16 protein-coding genes are annotated in these 16,352 nt (G+C 58.8%); 12 read left to right on the forward strand and 4 right to left on the reverse strand.

What is annotated here, in order from left to right; genetic code table 11:
- The first annotated feature begins 67 nt into the window (after positions 1-67).
- Complete coding sequence (locus tag F8B91_RS10895) at positions 68-1,240, forward strand: pyridoxal phosphate-dependent aminotransferase (RefSeq protein WP_196503719.1); 1,173 nt, start codon at positions 68-70, stop codon at positions 1,238-1,240.
- Here the strand turns inward: F8B91_RS10895 and F8B91_RS10900 are convergent.
- Positions 1,237-2,556 (reverse strand): helix-turn-helix transcriptional regulator, encoded by a 1,320-nt coding sequence (locus F8B91_RS10900; protein ID WP_196503720.1) that lies wholly within the window; start codon positions 2,554-2,556, stop codon positions 1,237-1,239. The two genes, F8B91_RS10895 and F8B91_RS10900, sit on opposite strands and share 4 nt — an antisense overlap.
- A gap of 132 nt (positions 2,557-2,688) precedes the next feature.
- Here F8B91_RS10900 and aceA point away from each other — a divergent pair, with 132 nt between their 5' ends.
- Positions 2,689-3,969, forward strand: a complete 1,281-nt coding sequence (gene aceA / locus F8B91_RS10905; RefSeq protein WP_196503721.1) for an isocitrate lyase — start codon at positions 2,689-2,691, stop codon at positions 3,967-3,969.
- Positions 3,970-3,978: 9 nt separating this feature from the next.
- Complete coding sequence (locus F8B91_RS10910; RefSeq protein ID WP_196503722.1) at positions 3,979-4,209, forward strand: SMc00767 family acetate metabolism repressor; 231 nt, start codon at positions 3,979-3,981, stop codon at positions 4,207-4,209.
- Positions 4,210-4,227: 18 nt separating this feature from the next.
- Here F8B91_RS10910 and F8B91_RS10915 read toward each other — a convergent pair whose 3' ends face one another.
- Entirely contained in the window at positions 4,228-5,265 is a 1,038-nt protein-coding gene (locus F8B91_RS10915; RefSeq protein ID WP_196503723.1) for a ribonuclease T2 family protein, read from the reverse strand.
- Between the two features lie 120 nt (positions 5,266-5,385).
- On the opposite strand from F8B91_RS10915, the gene cysD reads away from it, so the two are divergent.
- The 9 genes from cysD to F8B91_RS10960 all read left to right on the forward strand — a co-directional run bounded on the left by cysD (position 5,386) and on the right by F8B91_RS10960 (position 15,264).
- Positions 5,386-6,501 (forward strand): sulfate adenylyltransferase subunit CysD, encoded by a 1,116-nt coding sequence (gene cysD, locus F8B91_RS10920; protein WP_196503724.1) that lies wholly within the window; start codon positions 5,386-5,388, stop codon positions 6,499-6,501.
- Positions 6,501-8,402 carry a sulfate adenylyltransferase subunit CysN gene (gene cysN / locus F8B91_RS10925; RefSeq protein WP_196503725.1) on the forward strand — a complete coding sequence of 634 codons (1,902 nt, stop codon included), beginning with the start codon at positions 6,501-6,503 and terminating at the stop codon, positions 8,400-8,402. The genes cysD and cysN overlap by 1 nt, the downstream gene beginning before the upstream one ends.
- Before the next feature lie 45 nt (positions 8,403-8,447).
- Positions 8,448-9,059: a class I SAM-dependent methyltransferase gene (locus tag F8B91_RS10930; protein WP_196503726.1), complete on the forward strand. Its 612-nt coding sequence runs from the start codon at positions 8,448-8,450 to the stop codon at positions 9,057-9,059.
- 93 nt (positions 9,060-9,152) lie between these two features.
- Complete coding sequence (gene gap, locus F8B91_RS10935) at positions 9,153-10,169, forward strand: type I glyceraldehyde-3-phosphate dehydrogenase (protein ID WP_196503727.1); 1,017 nt, start codon at positions 9,153-9,155, stop codon at positions 10,167-10,169.
- Positions 10,170-10,255: 86 nt separating this feature from the next.
- Entirely contained in the window at positions 10,256-10,921 is a 666-nt protein-coding gene (gene rpe / locus F8B91_RS10940) for a ribulose-phosphate 3-epimerase (protein ID WP_196503728.1), read from the forward strand.
- On the forward strand, positions 10,918-11,814 hold the full coding sequence (locus tag F8B91_RS10945) for an alpha/beta hydrolase (protein WP_196503729.1): 897 nt from the start codon (positions 10,918-10,920) through the stop codon (positions 11,812-11,814). The genes rpe and F8B91_RS10945 overlap by 4 nt, the downstream gene beginning before the upstream one ends.
- Positions 11,815-11,820: 6 nt before the next feature.
- The gene (locus F8B91_RS10950; protein WP_210324354.1) at positions 11,821-13,839 is read left to right on the forward strand and encodes a CocE/NonD family hydrolase; all 2,019 of its coding nucleotides are present in this window, start codon (positions 11,821-11,823) and stop codon (positions 13,837-13,839) included.
- Between the two features lie 3 nt (positions 13,840-13,842).
- Positions 13,843-14,460 (forward strand): FMN-binding negative transcriptional regulator, encoded by a 618-nt coding sequence (locus tag F8B91_RS10955; protein WP_196503730.1) that lies wholly within the window; start codon positions 13,843-13,845, stop codon positions 14,458-14,460.
- Positions 14,461-14,643: 183 nt separating this feature from the next.
- The gene (locus tag F8B91_RS10960) at positions 14,644-15,264 is read left to right on the forward strand and encodes a L,D-transpeptidase (protein WP_246715026.1); all 621 of its coding nucleotides are present in this window, start codon (positions 14,644-14,646) and stop codon (positions 15,262-15,264) included.
- Between the two features lie 57 nt (positions 15,265-15,321).
- Here F8B91_RS10960 and F8B91_RS10965 read toward each other — a convergent pair whose 3' ends face one another.
- Both F8B91_RS10965 and F8B91_RS10970 read right to left on the reverse strand, forming a co-directional pair.
- Positions 15,322-15,618: a putative quinol monooxygenase gene (locus F8B91_RS10965; RefSeq protein ID WP_196503732.1), complete on the reverse strand. Its 297-nt coding sequence runs from the start codon at positions 15,616-15,618 to the stop codon at positions 15,322-15,324.
- Positions 15,619-15,684: 66 nt separating this feature from the next.
- On the reverse strand, positions 15,685-16,224 hold the full coding sequence (locus F8B91_RS10970; protein ID WP_196503733.1) for a GcrA family cell cycle regulator: 540 nt from the start codon (positions 16,222-16,224) through the stop codon (positions 15,685-15,687).
- Positions 16,225-16,352: the final 128 nt, after the last annotated feature.

The following is a 16,352-nucleotide window of genomic DNA, read 5'->3' on the forward strand; positions in this document are numbered from 1 at the left end:
CATTGCTGGTGGGTTCATTTCAGGTTGCGCCCCCTGTATAAGGCTCAGCTTGAATTGAGGGTCTCTTATGCGTCTTGCGAAAATCGCTGACCGGGTTGCCGGGCTCGGCTCGGATAAATGGGCCGTGCATGTTGAAGGCAAGCAGCGGCGCTCACGCGGCGAAGAGCTGATCTTCCTGTCGATCGGTGAACCCGATCTGGCACCCCCGCATGCGATCCTTGACGTGGCGGCGAAGCAGATGATGTCTGGCCGCACCAAATATTCCGCCGGCAATGGCGAGCAGAACATGCTCGACGCGCTGGCCAGGTTCTACACCAAACAAACGGGCCGCAAGATCACCAGCGATCAATTCATCTTCCTGCCGGGCACCCAGACGGCATTGGCGGTGGCGTTCCTGTCAATCGTGGATCCCGGTGATGAAGTGATCCTGTTTGATCCTTACTATGCCACCTATGAGGCCGTGGTGGCGGCACCTGGCGGCATTGTCGTTCCGGTCAAGCTTGATCCGGACACTGGATTTCACCCGAACATTGCGCTGCTGGAAAGGGCTATTACCAAGAAGACGCGCGCCATCCTGCTCAACACGCCGAGCAACCCGACGGGTGCTGTGTTCACCGAAGCCGAAGTGAAAGCCATTGGCGCAGTGGCGAAGAAGCATGATCTGTGGATCGTGTCGGATGAAGTCTATGCCACGCAGGTGCATGGTGATCACGTGTTCACCTCGCCGTTCTTCGACAAGGCGCTGGAGGAGCGCGTCATCGTGTGTTCCTCGATTTCGAAATCGCATGCATTGCCCGGCTTCCGCTGCGGTTGGATCGCGGGCTCGGCGGAATTCTGTGCCAGGATCACCACGGTTTCGGAAACGCTGCTGTTCGGCTCGCAGCCCTTCCTCGAAGATGCGACCGCCTTTGCGCTGACGCATGAATTCGAAGAGACCGAGAAGATGCGCCAGCTTTATGTGGCGCGCGGGCAGGCGCTGATTGAAGGCCTGCGCGGCAGCAACAAGGTTTCGGCGCGGATGCCCGAAGGCGGCATGTTCCTGATGGTGGATGTGCGCAAGACGGGCTTGTCCGGGGAGGAATTTGCCTTCCGGCTGCTGCGCGAGAAGCAGGTGGTGACCATGCCGGGTGAGAGTTTCGGTACGGGTGGTGCAGGTCATTTGCGTGTGGCGTTGACGGTGGATGAGGCCGAGATCAGGCAAGCCGCTGAGCGGATTGCTGCACTGGCAGCAGAGATCTAGACCGGTTCGAAATCCGTGGGGCCACGGATATAGTCGTTCAGGCCGGTGGGCCGGGTCACTGCTGCAGCGATGCGGCGGGTGCAGTTTCTGATTTCACACAGGCGGCAGGCGGGGCCCCAAGGGCGCTGTTCCAATTTCGCGGCGTAGATGGTCTTGCCGAAGAATTCCGGCGTTATCAGCAATGAAGTGGGGTTGCCGTCTTGGCGGGATGCGATGGCGATGAGCGTGCTACCTTCGGCTGGTTTCATCTCCGCCATGTGGAGGCCGGTTCCTGCATCGAAGAGCGGCAGTTGTGTGCAGGGGGGCGCATCAGCAGCAATGAAAATCTTCAGCTGGCCAAATCGCGAGGCCATCTGTCCAGACGCATTGAGCGCGAGATAAGCGGCATTGTCTTGCAGCAGCGCAATACGCAGCATCACATCGCTATAGGGAACTGAAAAACGCCGCGCCAGCCGTTCGATATCGAAGCGCAAATCCTCGGCACTGGTGCGGAACAGTGCGCGTGGCAGGCGCAGGGCGAGGCAGAGATAATCCTTCATCGCCGCCTTGGCCTGACGCTCGGCTTCCGGATTGCCATTGAAGGGCGATTTCAAAACCGCCTCGTCGATGAGGGCCTTGCCTTCGAGGCGCGCGAGAAGATGTGCAGCCTCTTCCAGCCGCGTTTCAAAACCGAGTGCTTCGGAAATCATCAGGCGCTGTGAATGGCGATCATAACGGCTGCGATCCTGGCCCATGATGGTCTCAGGCCTGACGCGCACGTCCACGCCAAAGGCGCTGCGCAGCCGTGCTTTGATGCCGGCAAAGATATCGTCCTTCGGCGAAAGCTCGCTCCAGATTTCTTCAGCCAGACCTTCGAGATCGTCGTTGTCGCGCTCGTTCAGCCATTCAGTCGCCGTCTGCGGCGACGTCACGGTGGGAAGACCCTGCGCTGCGCTGGCGAGCTTTCGCAATGCCTCGCGATAGGCTGCATAAAGCTTCAAACCGGCGGCGGAAAAATTGGGGGCCACCTGCAAGGCTTCATTGAGTTCACCACCCGGCGGCACTTCGCCCTGCAGCAACGGGTCTGCCAGCATCTCACGCAATTGCGGGAGCAAAGCGTGGGCCGCTTCGCTTGCCGCCAATTCGGTGACGTCCACGCCATCCATCGTCGAAAGCTTGAGGATCACCTGTGCGGTGAGCGGGCGCTGGTCGCGCTCCATCAGGTTCAGATAGCTGGCCGAGATGCCGAGGCTTTGCGCGAAGGCAAGTTGGGTCAGGCCCTGCTTGGCGCGCAAGCGGCGGAGGCGGGAACCGGCGAAGATTTTGCTGCTGGCCATGATTTACAGAATTTACAGAAATATTGAAGTTCGTTTACTATCTATAACACAATTACTTCAAAACCGCCCGCCAATCCAGTGTTTTTGACCCTCAATGCTGTAAGCAATTGTCATAACCACTGGAGAAGTCCCATGACGACCTTTGAATCCCTCATTCCCCACGCGCCGCAGCGACGCTTTGACGGGATCACCCGCCCCTACACGCCGCAGGATGTCGATAAGCTGCGCGGCTCGGTGAGCCAGCGGTTCACCCTGGCTGAAATGGGCGCGCAGCGGCTGTGGGCGCTTTTGCACAATGAACCTTTCACCAATGCGCTGGGTGCCTTGTCGGGCAATCAGGCCATGCAGATGGTGCGGGCCGGATTGAAGGCGATCTACCTTTCGGGGTGGCAAGTGGCGGCTGACGCCAATGTGGCCGGGGCGATGTATCCTGACCAGTCGCTTTACCCTGCCAATTCCGGACCGGAACTAGCGCGCAAGATCAACCGCACCCTGCAACGCGCCGATCAGATCGAACATGCCGAGGGCCGCAAGTCGGTCGACAACTGGTTCGCGCCCATCGTGGCCGATGCGGAAGCCGGCTTCGGCGGGCCGCTCAATGCGTTTGAGATCATGAAGGCCTATATTGAGGCGGGCGTGGCCGGGGTTCACTTCGAAGACCAACTCGCTTCGGAAAAAAAGTGCGGCCATTTGGGTGGCAAGGTGCTGATCCCCACGGGTGCGCATATCCGCAACCTGGTGGCGGCGCGCCTTGCGGCTGACGTGATGGGCGTTTCAACATTGATCGTGGCGCGCACCGATGCCGAGGCGGCCAAATTGCTGACCTCCGACATTGACGAGAATGACAAGCCGTTCGTGCTGCCCGATGCGCGCACGCCGGAAGGCTTCTATCATGTGAAGAATGGCATGGATCCGTGCATCGCCCGCGCAATCGCCTATGCGCCCTATTGCGACCTGATCTGGATGGAAACGTCCACGCCTGATCTGGGCCAGGCCAAGAAATTTGCTGAAGCAGTGCGCAAAGTGCATCCGGGCAAGATGCTGGCCTACAATTGCTCGCCTTCGTTCAACTGGAAGAAGAAGCTGGACGAAGCGACGATTGCCAAGTTCCAGCGTGAACTGGGTGCGATGGGTTACAAGTTCCAGTTCATCACGCTGGCTGGCTTCCATCAGCTGAATCACGGCATGTTCGAACTGGCGCGCGGCTATGCGGCAGAGCAGATGACGGCCTATTCGCGCCTGCAGGAAGCCGAATTCGCTTCCGAAGCCCATGGCTACACTGCCACGCGCCACCAGCGTGAAGTGGGCACAGGTTATTTCGACCTCGTTTCCACCACCATTACCGGTGGCAAGTCATCGACGACCGCGATGCATGACTCGACCGAACATCATCAATTCAAAGCAGCCGAATAGGAGGACACGATGTTGCAGACCCATGTGCGCGACCGGGCCGATGCCCAGGCCATAACGATGGACGAAAAGCAGACCAAGGCCATTCGCCTGGTGGCCAATGAACTGCACCGCCTAAACAATGCGATGATCGCCGCTGTAGAGACTGGACTGACGGTTGAGTTGCAGCGCGGGGCGCGGCATCACACCGAAGGCGGCTTCTGGGGCGACCTGATGATCCCCATCGTGCACAAGCAGCGCTAACGAAACGGGCGCGGTGGCTCAGTTCATCCGATTCACCGCGTCCACCAAACCCGCATCGCATTTGCGCTGGGCCACATCGCCCGCCGCCAGCAGCGTTTTCAGGTCATCGCCGCCGGGAATATCGCCGCGCAGGTTGAGCACCACTTCTGAAATCCGGCCGCCGCGATCGCAATTCACTTCCACCTTGCGGCCTGTGCCCTTGCCGAAAGCTTCGTCGAATTTCGCGCGGATGTCATCGGCGCGCACTTGCTTGCCGATATTAGCGGCCATGAAAGCCTGCACGGCTGACGCGTTCACCTCGGCGGCGAGGCGCAGTTCATCCTTGAAATATTGCTCGGCTGAATCTGCCGGATAGCAGGTGCCGTGCTTGATCCATTCATGGCGCTCCAGATCGGACTGGGTGCCGGGCATGGCCTTGTCGAGGGCGGCTTTAGTTTCTGCGGTCAACTTTGGTTCCGGCAGATCTTCCCAACGGTGCTGGTCATCCAATGCGGCGATCTTCGGGTCCACGCCGCAGAACTGGTTGCGGCGCGGTTGCGGCCACAGGCCGTGGAGCGTGAAATGCGTGGCTTCAAAGCTCGATGGCTTTTGCGCGCGACATTCGGGCTTGCTGCCCATCGCTTCACAAAAGGCCGGCTCCCAGGACAGGGCCAGCACATAATAAGGCGTCTTGCCACCAAAGTTGCGCGACGGAGCCTTGGGTTTCACCGTGCCCTGCGATGTGTCCACCGGCTTTTGCGCAGGTGCTGCGGGTGCAGCAGGCGCTGCGGCCTGCGTGCCGTCGGTGGAGCCGCAATCAATCGCAACCCAGCGCTGGTTCGGCTCTGCACCGGGTACGACGACATAGTAATGCGTGGCCGTGTCATTGTTCTTGCCAAGGATCTGGTAGGAGCGGCCTGCCTCAAGCATCACATTGCCCGGATTGGTGCCCTTCTTGATCGAAGCGAGCGCCGGGCAGGCCTTCGACGCGGTGAGCTGGCCTTCCATCTTCACCTGCGCGATGGCTGATGTGGCGCAAAGCCCTGAAAGCAAGGCGGCGAACAGAAAACGGGTCATGGTGGCACTCCTCTGGTCCCGTCCTAGCGTGAAATGCAGGGCTGCTCACCCCTTTTATGATGACGCTTTCGCAATAGGATTTTGACTTGAGGAAAACTAAATGGTAGGAAATATCCTATCATGAGCACATCAACCACCGCATTTCTCGGCGAAATTGAGCAATTTCTGGCCAAATCCGCCACCGATCCTAGCACTTTGGGCAAAAATGCCCTGGGTGATCCTAATTTCGTGTTTGATCTGCGCAATGGGCGCAGCCCCTCCACCCGCACCATCGACAAGGTGCGCAGGTGGATTCTGACGCAGGCGCCGAAGCCTGCCGTGCCGGGGCTGAATGGCGACCGCCTCACCCATCTGCAGAAGCTGGAGGCCGAGTCCATCCACATTATCCGCGAAGTGGCGGCGGAATGTGAAAAGCCGGTGATGCTGTATTCGATCGGCAAGGACTCAGCCGTGATGTTGCATCTGGCGATGAAGGCATTCTATCCGGCCAAGCCGCCCTTCCCGCTGATGCATGTGGATACGCGCTGGAAATTCCGCGACATGATCACGATGCGCGATGAAACCGCGCGCAAGCTGGGTCTTGAGCTGCTGGTCCATATCAATCCCGATGGCGTGGCGAAGAATGTGAACCCGTTCGATCATGGCTCGGCGCTGCATACCCAGATCATGAAGACCGATGGCCTCAAGCAGGCGCTGGACAAATATGGTTTCGATGCTGCCTTTGGCGGCGCGCGCCGTGATGAAGAAAAATCCCGCGCCAAGGAGCGCATCTTCTCGTTCCGCGATACCAAGCATCGCTGGGACCCGAAGAACCAGCGACCTGAGCTTTGGAATTTGTATAACGCACGAAAGAACAAGGGCGAGTCGATCCGCGTGTTCCCGCTGTCGAACTGGACTGAACTCGACATCTGGCAATATATCGCGCGCGAAAACATTCCGATTGTGCCGCTGTATTTTGCTGCCGAGCGCCCGGTTGTCGAACGTGATGGGCAATTGATTATGGTGGATGATGACCGGATGCGCCTGCATCCGGGCGAGAAGCCGATGATGAAGAAAATCCGTTTCCGTACGCTGGGCTGCTATCCGCTGACTGGGGCGATTGAATCGGAAGCCGGCACGCTCAATGACATTATCGAGGAAATGCTGGTGGCCACCTCGTCGGAACGGCAGGGCCGCGTGATCGACAAGGATGCGTCGCAGTCGATGGAGAAGAAGAAGCAGGAGGGGTATTTCTGATGACCCGCTTTGTTGAATATCAGGGTGGCGATGTTGATGCGTTTCTTGCGGCACAGGAACAGAAGGATCTGCTGCGCTTCATCACCTGCGGCTCCGTCGATGACGGCAAGTCCACGCTGATTGGGCGCCTGCTGTATGAATCAAAGATGCTGTTCGAAGACCAGTTGGCCGCATTGGAAGCCGACTCGAAGAAGCTCGGCACGCAAGGCGGCAATCTGGATTTCGCGCTGCTCGTGGACGGTCTCGCGGCTGAACGCGAACAGGGCATCACCATTGACGTGGCTTATCGCGCCTTCACCACCGCGCGGCGCAAGTTCATCGTGGCCGATACGCCCGGCCATGAACAATATACCCGCAACATGGCCACTGGTGCTTCCACCGCCGAACTGGCCATCATCCTGATCGACGCACGCAAGGGCGTGCTGACCCAGACCCGCCGCCACAGCTTCATCTGCAAGCTGCTGGGCATCCGGCATCTGGTTCTGTGCATCAACAAGATGGATCTCGTCGGTTATTCGCGCGAGACGTTTGAAAAGATCGAAGCGGATTACCGGAAGTTTGCTGCCGAACTCGGCATCACCTCGAAGATCACTGTTGTTCCGGTTTCGGCTTTGGCGGGTGACAATATCATCGACCGCTCGGCCAACATGCAATGGTATCAGGGCCCAACTTTGATGGGCCACCTTGAAACCGTGCCGGTTGGTGATGATGCGAAGGAAAAGCCTTTCCGCATGCCGGTGCAATGGGTGTCACGCCCGGACCAGAATTTCCGTGGCTTTGCCGGCACGATTGCGGCCGGCACGATAAAGCCCGGCGATGCCGTGAAGGTTCTGCCTTCAGGCCGGCAGAGCATTGTGACCCGCATCGTGACGCAGGATGGTGATTTGCCCGAAGCCCAAGCTGAGCAAGCGATCACGCTCACGCTGGCGGATGAAGTGGATGCAAGCCGTGGCGATGTGATCACTGCGGCGCAAAGTCCGGTGGAAGTGTCTGATCAGTTTGAAGCGCAGGTGTTGTGGATGGGTGATGAGCCCATGCTGCCGGGGCGATCCTATGTGATTAAGTCGGCCGCCAAGTCGCTGCCCGGCACGCTGGACAAGCTGAAATACAAGGTCAATGTCAACACGCTGGAACGCACTGCCACGGAAACGCTGGCGCTAAATGAAATCGGCGTGTGCAATCTTGAACTCAATGGGCCCTTGGCGTTTGAACCTTACGGCGAGAACAAGACGCTGGGCGCCTTTATCATCATTGATCGCTTCAGCAACAACACGGTGGGTTTTGGCCTGATCAATTTCGCGCTTCGTCGCGCCGCCAATATTCATTGGCAGGCGATGGATGTGAACAAGGACTCGCGTGCTGGCCTGCTGCGGCAGAAGCCTACGGTGCTGTGGTTCACTGGTTTGTCGGGTGCGGGTAAATCGACTATCGCCAATCTGGTGGAAAAGAAACTGCATGCACGCGGCCAGCTGACTTACCTGCTGGACGGCGACAATGTGCGCCACGGGTTGAACCGCGATCTGGGCTTCACCGATCAGGACCGCGTGGAAAATATCCGCCGCGTGGCGGAAGTGGCCAAGCTGATGACAGACGCCGGCGTGATCACGCTGGTTTCCTTCATCTCGCCCTTCAAGGCCGAACGCCAGATGGCGCGCGACTTGGTGGGCGAAGGCGAGTTCATGGAAATCTTCGTCGATACGTCTCTGGCCGAGGCCGAGAAGCGCGACGTGAAGGGGCTTTATGCCAAGGCACGGCGCGGCGAGCTGAAGAACTTCACCGGCATTTCGTCGCCCTACGAACAGCCGGATGCGGCCGAGCTGCGGGTGGATACGGGCACGATGGCGGCGGAAGACGCGGCGGAAAAGGTTGTGCAGCTGCTGGTGGAGCGGGGGCGGATTTGAAATCCCTGTCGTGTGGATGCGCGTGTGCGGCCCTAGATTGAGACAATGGCCATGCGCGACCACTGGCAAAATGTATATGCAACCAAATCCAGCGCCAGTGTGAGCTGGTTTCAGGCGGAAGCGCTGCCCTCGCTTGCGGCCATCGGGAAATTGCGGCCGGCAAAAAACACGGCATTCATCGACGTGGGTGGTGGAGCTTCAACGCTGGTGGATGCCTTGCTGGCCGCTGACTGGAACGATGTTTCCATTCTTGATATTGCCGATTCTGCGCTGGCTGTTCCCAAGGCGCGGCTGGGCGCGGCTGCAGGCCGGGTGAACTGGATCGTGGCGGATATCACAACGTGGCACCCCGCGCGCCAATATGGCCTGTGGCATGACAGGGCTGTCTATCATTTTCTCACAACGTCCGAGGAACGCGACGCCTATCGCACCACCCTTGAGGCAGGCCTTGCAAAGGCTGGCCATTTGGTCCTCGCGACATTCGCCCTGGACGGACCGGATAAATGCAGCGGGCTTCCCGTGCAGCGGCACGATGCGGCTTCGGTACAGCGCGAAATTGGCCCCAATTTCAGATTGCTGGAAACATGGCCGCAGAGCCATGAGACCCCAAGTGGCAATATCCAGAAATTCAATTGGTGCCTGTTTCAACGCATCTAACGCATTTTGACGTACGCCCCTCAAATTTCTCTTTTCGAGTTGAAAATCTGCGCTATAAGGCCGCCAAACCTCAGATCGTAACAGGAGAGCCTCATGGCCAAGAAAGTTCGCGTCGCAATCAATGGCTTTGGCCGCATCGGCCGCAATGTGTTGCGCGCCATTCATGAATCTGGCCGCCAGGACATCGAAGTGGTGGCGATCAACGATCTGGGCCCGGTGGAAACCAATGCCCATCTGCTGCGCTTTGACTCGGTGCATGGCCGCTTCCCCCACGAAGTGAAGGTGGAAGGCGACATCATCAATGTCGGCTCGGAAAAGTTCAAGGCCACCGCCGTGAAGGACCCTTCACAGCTGCCGTGGAAGGAAATGGGCGTTGACATCGCCATGGAATGCACCGGCATTTTCACCTCGAAGGACAAGGCCTCGGCGCATCTGACCGCCGGCGCCAAGCGCGTTATCGTGTCGGCACCTGCCGATGGCGCTGACAAGACCATCGTTTACGGCGTGAACCACACCACGCTGACCAAGGACGATATGGTGATCTCGAACGCTTCGTGCACCACCAACTGCCTGGTTCCGGTGGTGAAGGTGCTGCATGACGTGATCGGCCTGGAAAAGGGCATGATGACCACCATCCATTCTTACACCGGCGACCAGCCCACGCTGGACACGATGCACAAGGATCTCTACCGCGCCCGCGCTGCGGCCCTTTCGATGATCCCGACTTCGACGGGTGCGGCCAAGGCCGTTGGCCTGGTGCTGCCGGAACTGAAGGGCAAGCTGGACGGCATTTCAATCCGCGTGCCGACACCGAATGTCTCGGTTGTCGATCTGAAGTTCATCGCCAAGCGCGCCACCACGGTTCAGGAAATCAATGATGCGATCATCGCTGCCTCCAAGAGCGGCGCGCTGAAGGGCATTCTCGGCTTCACCAACCAGCCGAATGTGTCTTCGGATTTCAACCATGATCCGCATTCGTCGATCTTCCATCTCGACCAGACCAAGGTGATGGACGGCAATTTCGTGTCGATCCTCAGCTGGTACGACAATGAATGGGGCTTCTCGAACCGCATGAGCGACACCGCCGTGCATTTCGCCAGCCTGATCTAACGGCGCAGGAACTGACAAAGTTCTAGGAGAGGCCCGCTTCGGCGGGCCTCTTTGCATTTGGGCTTTTGCTCGCTTAAGAAGGTGACATGAACTCGCGCCCGCTCATCATCGCTCCATCCATCCTTGCCGCTGATTTTTCCAAGCTGGGGGAGGAGGTGGCCTCGATCCTGACCGCCGGGGCAGACTGGATCCATATCGACGTGATGGACGGGCATTTCGTGCCCAATATTTCCTACGGCGCACCGATCATGCAATCACTGCGCCCGCATACCAAAGTGCCATTTGACACGCATCTGATGATCTCGCCGGCTGATCCCTTGCTCGGGCAGTTTGCGGCGGCAGGGGCCGACAGCATTACGGTTCATGCCGAGGCAGGCCCGCATCTGGACCGCTCGCTGCAGGCCATCAAGGCGCTGGGCAAGAAAGCCGGCGTGGCAATCAATCCGGGCACCCCCATTTCTGCCATTGAAAATGTGATCGACCGGCTGGATCTTATTCTGGTGATGACGGTCAATCCCGGCTTTGGCGGGCAGAGCTTCATCAAGGCCATGCTGCCCAAGATCACCCAAGCGAGGGCGCTGGCGGGCGGGCGGCCCATCGACATTGAAGTGGATGGCGGCATCGACCATTTCACCGCTGAGGCAGCGGTGCGCGCCGGGGCCAATGTGCTGGTGGCGGGCACATCGCTGTTCAAGGGCGACCATGCCGCCAATGTAAAAGCGCTTCGCGCGGCAGCCACCCTTACGGCATGAGTAAATATTCGCAACTGAAAGACCCGGGCATCGTTGCGTTTCTGGAGGAAGGCGAGAGGCTTTATCCTGAGAATGCCGTGAGCTTCAGCATGGCGGAGCAACGGGAATTCTATAACAAGTATTGCGCCCATTTTTCTGGGCGATGGCCCAAGGATGTGGCCACGCGCGATTTCACGGTGGGCGCCGTTCCTTGCCGCCGCTACATGCCGCGCGCACCACGTGGGCAGCTGCTTTATCTGCATGGCGGCGGCTATGTGGTGGGGGGGCTGGAAAGCCATAATTCGATCTGTGCTGATCTGGCGGATCAAGCGCAGGTGGATGTGATCGCAGTAGAATACCGGCTGGCACCGGAGCATAAATTTCCGGCGGCGTTTGATGATTGCTGGGCCGTGTTTGAAAGCATCGTTGGATCTGGCGGCCCCTGCGTCATCGCGGGCGACAGCGCCGGTGGCAATCTAGCGGCGGGCATCGCCATCAAGGCGCGTGACCTTGGCATCCAGAAAATCAAAGGCCAGGTGCTGATCTATCCGGGCCTCGGCGGCGACGTAACAAAAGGTTCATACATTACCCAGGCCAATGCGCCCGGGCTGACCACCAAGGACGTGCTCTATTACCACGACACCTATGGCTCGGATGGCAGCAAGCTGGCCGAGCCGTTGCGCGAAACGGATTTCAGCGGCCTGCCACGGGCTTTTCTGGTGGCTTGCGCGCATGATCCGCTGCATGACGATGCAGTGCATTACGCCGCCAAGTTGCAGGCGGCGGGTGTGGCAGCGGAACTGCGCGAGGAGCCTGATCTGGTGCATGCCTATTTGCGCGCCCGCTTCATGAGCAGGCCAGCGGCGGAAAGTTTCCGGGCCATAGTTGCAGCCATCAGGGCTTTTGCTGCATAAGGCCTTATGCCCATTAAAACTGTCACCAAATTTCCCCGCAAGACCAAAGAAGTCAAAAATTTCTTCATCCCGCTTTCCGACGGGACGCAATTGGCGGCGCGGATGTTCATCCCCACCGATGCCGCGAAAAATCCGGTTCCGGCGCTGCTGGAATATCTGCCTTACCGCAAGACCGACGGCACGCATGTGCGCGATGCGCTAACGCATCCTTACATGGCCGGCCACGGCTATGCCGCCATCCGCGTGGATATGCGCGGCAATGGTGACAGCGATGGCATCATGCTCGACGAATATACCAAGCAGGAGCAGGACGACGCGCTGGAAGTGATCGACTGGATCGCCAAGCAAAAGTGGTGCAGCGGCAAGGTCGGCATGTTCGGCATTTCGTGGGGCGGCTTCAACTGCCTGCAAGTGGCGGCGCGCCAGCCGCCCGCACTCAAGGCCATCGTCACCATCTGCTCGACGGATGACCGCTATGAAGATGACATTCATTACAAGGGCGGCACGCTGCTCAACGAGAATATGGGTTGGGCCGCCACCATGCTGGCCTATTCGTCGCGCCCGCCGGATCCGGATATCGTCGGCCCGAAATGGCGCAAGATGTGGATGGAGCGGCTGAAGGCCGAGCCTTTCCTGATCAGCACCTGGCTGAAGCATCCGCACCGCGATGATTATTGGAAGCATGGATCGGTGGTCGAAAATTTCGGCGCCATTACCGCGGCCACGCTGGTGGTGGGCGGCTGGAACGATGCCTATTCCAACGCAGCGCCGCGTTTGATGAAGGGGCTGCGCTGCCCGCGCAAGGCGATCATCGGGCCATGGGCGCATAAATATGCGCATTTTGCAGTGCCTGATCCGAAGATCGGATTCCTGCAGGAAATGCTGCGCTGGTGGGATTTCTATTTGAAGGATATCGACACCAAGGTGACGCAAGACCCGGATTTCCGCGTCTATGTGATGGAGCCGTGGAAGCCCGGTTCCTTCCCCACCAGGATCGAAGGCCGCTGGATTGGCGACGCCTATTGGGGCGTGGGCAATACCGAAACCAAAACCTGGTTCCTCACCGACAAGGGCATTGCTTCTGCCAAGGGCGAAGAGAAGGCGCTTGAGATCACCTCGAAGCAAACCACCGGTTTTGATGGCGGTGAATATTGCATCATCTGGCTGGGCCCGGAATTTGCCGGTGACCAAGCCAAGGATGACAGCCAGTCGATCACCTTCGAAAGCCCTGCCCTCACTGACGACATGGACCTGGTGGGTGCGCCCGCGATCGAGCTGGAATTCAGCGTGGACAAGCCGGTGGCGCACATTGCCGTGCGACTGAATGATGTGTGGCCGACGGGTGAAGTTTCACGCATCACCTATCATCTGCAGAACCTGACAATGCGCGTGTCGCGCGGGCAGCCCACGCCATTGGTGCCGGGCCAGCGTTACCGCATGCGCATCAAGCTGGATGACATTGCTTATAAAGTGCCTAAGGGCCACAAGCTGCGCGTAGCGATTTCGACCTCTTACTTCCCGATGATGTGGCCAGCACCGGAGCCGGTAAAGCTTACGGTTTATGCCGGGCCATCGGAACTGGCCTTGCCGGTGCGCAAGAAATATGCGGCGGGGCAGCTGGTTCATTTCGGCGAGCCGGAAGGGGCAAAGCCGGTTGATCTGCAGCATCTGAAGCCAGCGTCCAACAAGCGCGAAGTGACAGTTGATCCAAAGACCGGTGAAACCAAGATGTCGATTGTCGATGAATTCGGCACGCAGCTGATCAAGCCGCTGAACCTCACCATCTGGGGCACGGGGCGCGAGAATTACTCGATCATGCCGGATGATCCGCTGTCAGCGAAAATGGAAACCCATTGGACCGAAGCACGCAAGCGCGGCAAGTGGGAAGTGCGTACTGAGACCTATGGACGCCTGACCTGCACCAAGACGCATTGGATCGTGTGGGGCAAGATCGACGCGTTTGAAGGCAAGAAGAAGGTCTTCACCAAAGAGTTCAAGGAAAAGATCAAGCGCGATCTGCAGTAAGAGATGTATCAGCCCCCGCATTTCATTGAAGAGCGGCTGGAGGTTCAGCACCAGCTGATCAGGGCGCATCCGTTTGGATTGCTGATCTCGGTGGGCGCTGATGGACCGGAGGCGAATGGCATTCCTTTCCTGCTGGATGCCACGTATGCGCGCCATGGACGCCTGCTGGCGCATGTGGCGCGGGCCAATGGCCAGTGGCGCGAACTGCATGGGCAGCGCGTGCTGGCAGTGTTTCAGGGGCCTCAGGCTTACATTTCACCTTCGCTTTATGAGACCAAGCGCGAGACCGGCAAGGTGGTGCCCACCTGGAACTATGCGATGGTGCAAGTAAAGGGCACGGCGCTGGTGCATGAAGATGCGGATTGGCTGCGCGCACAGGTGACGGCGCTGACGGCCTCACATGAAAATACGCGCACAACGCCTTGGGCGGTAAGCGATGCGCCGGAAAGTTACATCCGAAGCCAGCTGAAAGGCATTGTCGGCATCGAAATCCCCATCGAATCCATCGCTGGCAAATGGAAAATGAGCCAGAATCGTCCGGAATCTGACAGAATTGGCGTAGCGGAAGGTGTCGGCGAAGCCCAGATGTCGGCTCTCGTAAGAGAATATGGCAAGCTCTAACGCCACCATTTCACTTTTTTCCATTTTTTATTTTCTATAATTTTCAGTGGCTTGATCGTGAAAACAGGCCCCACCGAGTGGAAATCCGAATCCTGAACGCCAGATAAATGCCACAATCAGAATAGGTTCAGAGCGACATCCCTAGAAAGGCACCATCAAATGCATTCACAGGGAAACAAGCAAATGAACAAGCTCTTCAAAATCGCCGCCGCCGCCACTCTGGCTCTCAGCTTCGCCTCCATCGCCCAGGCCCAGGACGTCAAGCCCTTCGCCGGCGTGGTCATCGTCCCCGCCTCCGCCCCCGCCGAAGTCCAGCAGCCGCTGGTCAAGCTGGTCAAGAAGCCGGTTGTGCAGCAGCAGGCCACCTTCAAGCGCGCCAAGATCATTTCTTACGCTTCTGACAAGGCCGCTGGTTCGATCATCGTCGATACCGAAAACAACAAGCTCTACTACATCCTCGGCATGGACCGCGCTGCCATGTACAACATTGCTTCAGGCAAGCCGGGCTTCGAATGGGCTGGCGTGCACAAGGTTTCGGCCAAGGCTGAATGGCCGTCATGGACCCCGCCGGCTGAAATGCGCGTACGCCGCCCTGAACTGCCGGCCTTCATGGCTGGTGGCCCGAAGAACCCGCTGGGTGCCCGTGCCATGTATCTCGGCTCGTCGATCTACCGCATCCACGGCACCAACGAGCCGAAGTCGATCGGCAAGAACGCTTCCTCGGGCTGCATCCGCATGCTGAACGATGACGTGACCGAGCTCTATCAGTTCGTGAAGCTGGGTGCTGAAGTCACGGTGATGTAATCACCACACGATATTCGATGTGAAAACGGCGGGCCTTGGCCCGCCGATTTTGTTTGTTCAGATGACTTCCACCTGGTCCGCGTGGATGATTTCGACCTTGGTGGATTTGACCAGTGGCTGGCGGGCCTTGCGCCAATCGGCGAGATGCGGGGTTTGCATATGGGCGGCCAGGGCTTCGCGTGTGGACCAGCGCTCCACGACCAGCACGATGTCCGGATTTTCAGTGTCCCGCACATAGTCATAAGAGATGCATCCGGCTTCGCTGCGCGTGGCATCGATGCAGACGCGCGCACCGGAGATGAGTGCGGGGGATTGGCCGGGGAGCGTGGTGATGGTGGCGACGACGTAGATCATGGTGCCCTTAAAACTGGATCGGCGGGTCAAGCCCGCCGATAAAGAGATATTGAATTGAGGTCAGACTTACGCCGAGCGGCGCATCCGGGCTTGCGGCGGCTGATAGGCAATGCGGGCGTGGTATTCGCAATAGGGTGAGCCTTCGCGCGGGCCGTGGCCGCAGAAGCAGAAATCATCATGGGTCGGATCGCCGATCGGCCATTTGCAGGTCTTGTCGGAGAGATGAAGAATGGTGATGCGGCCATCCTTGTTGTCATCGACCAGGCGCATCGGCTTGGGTTCCGGCAGCGGCATCGGGCGCGGCGCGGTGTGGTGGAAGGCCTTGAGCGCGGTGTTGCCGGCCGTCGGCATCGAAGGCGAGCGGCCCGGAATGGAAGGCTCGCGGGTTTTGCGTGCGGTGCGTGGTGCAGTGTTGCGCGGCTGCGTAGCGCGGCCAGCGAGATTCAAGCGATGCACCTTGCCGATGACGGCATTGCGCGTCACACCCAGGCCAAGACGGCCGGCGATCTGGCTAGCACTCAGGCCTTCGGCCCAGAGCTGCTTCAGCGTGTTCACCCGGTCTTCCGTCCACATGGCTTTCTCTGGTGCGGCCGCAACTTCGCTCATTTCAGAATCCTTCTCTGCTCGCGAACATGGCCCCATGCCCGCGCCTCAAACTCTACGCTTTACTGATCATCAGCCCCACATCTCGTGGGCTTGTTCCATTTTCACTACAATGGGTGGAGTCACACAAA

The organism is Aestuariivirga litoralis, from assembly GCF_015714715.1.
In the GTDB taxonomy this organism is placed as follows: domain Bacteria; phylum Pseudomonadota; class Alphaproteobacteria; order Rhizobiales; family Aestuariivirgaceae; genus Aestuariivirga; species Aestuariivirga litoralis_A.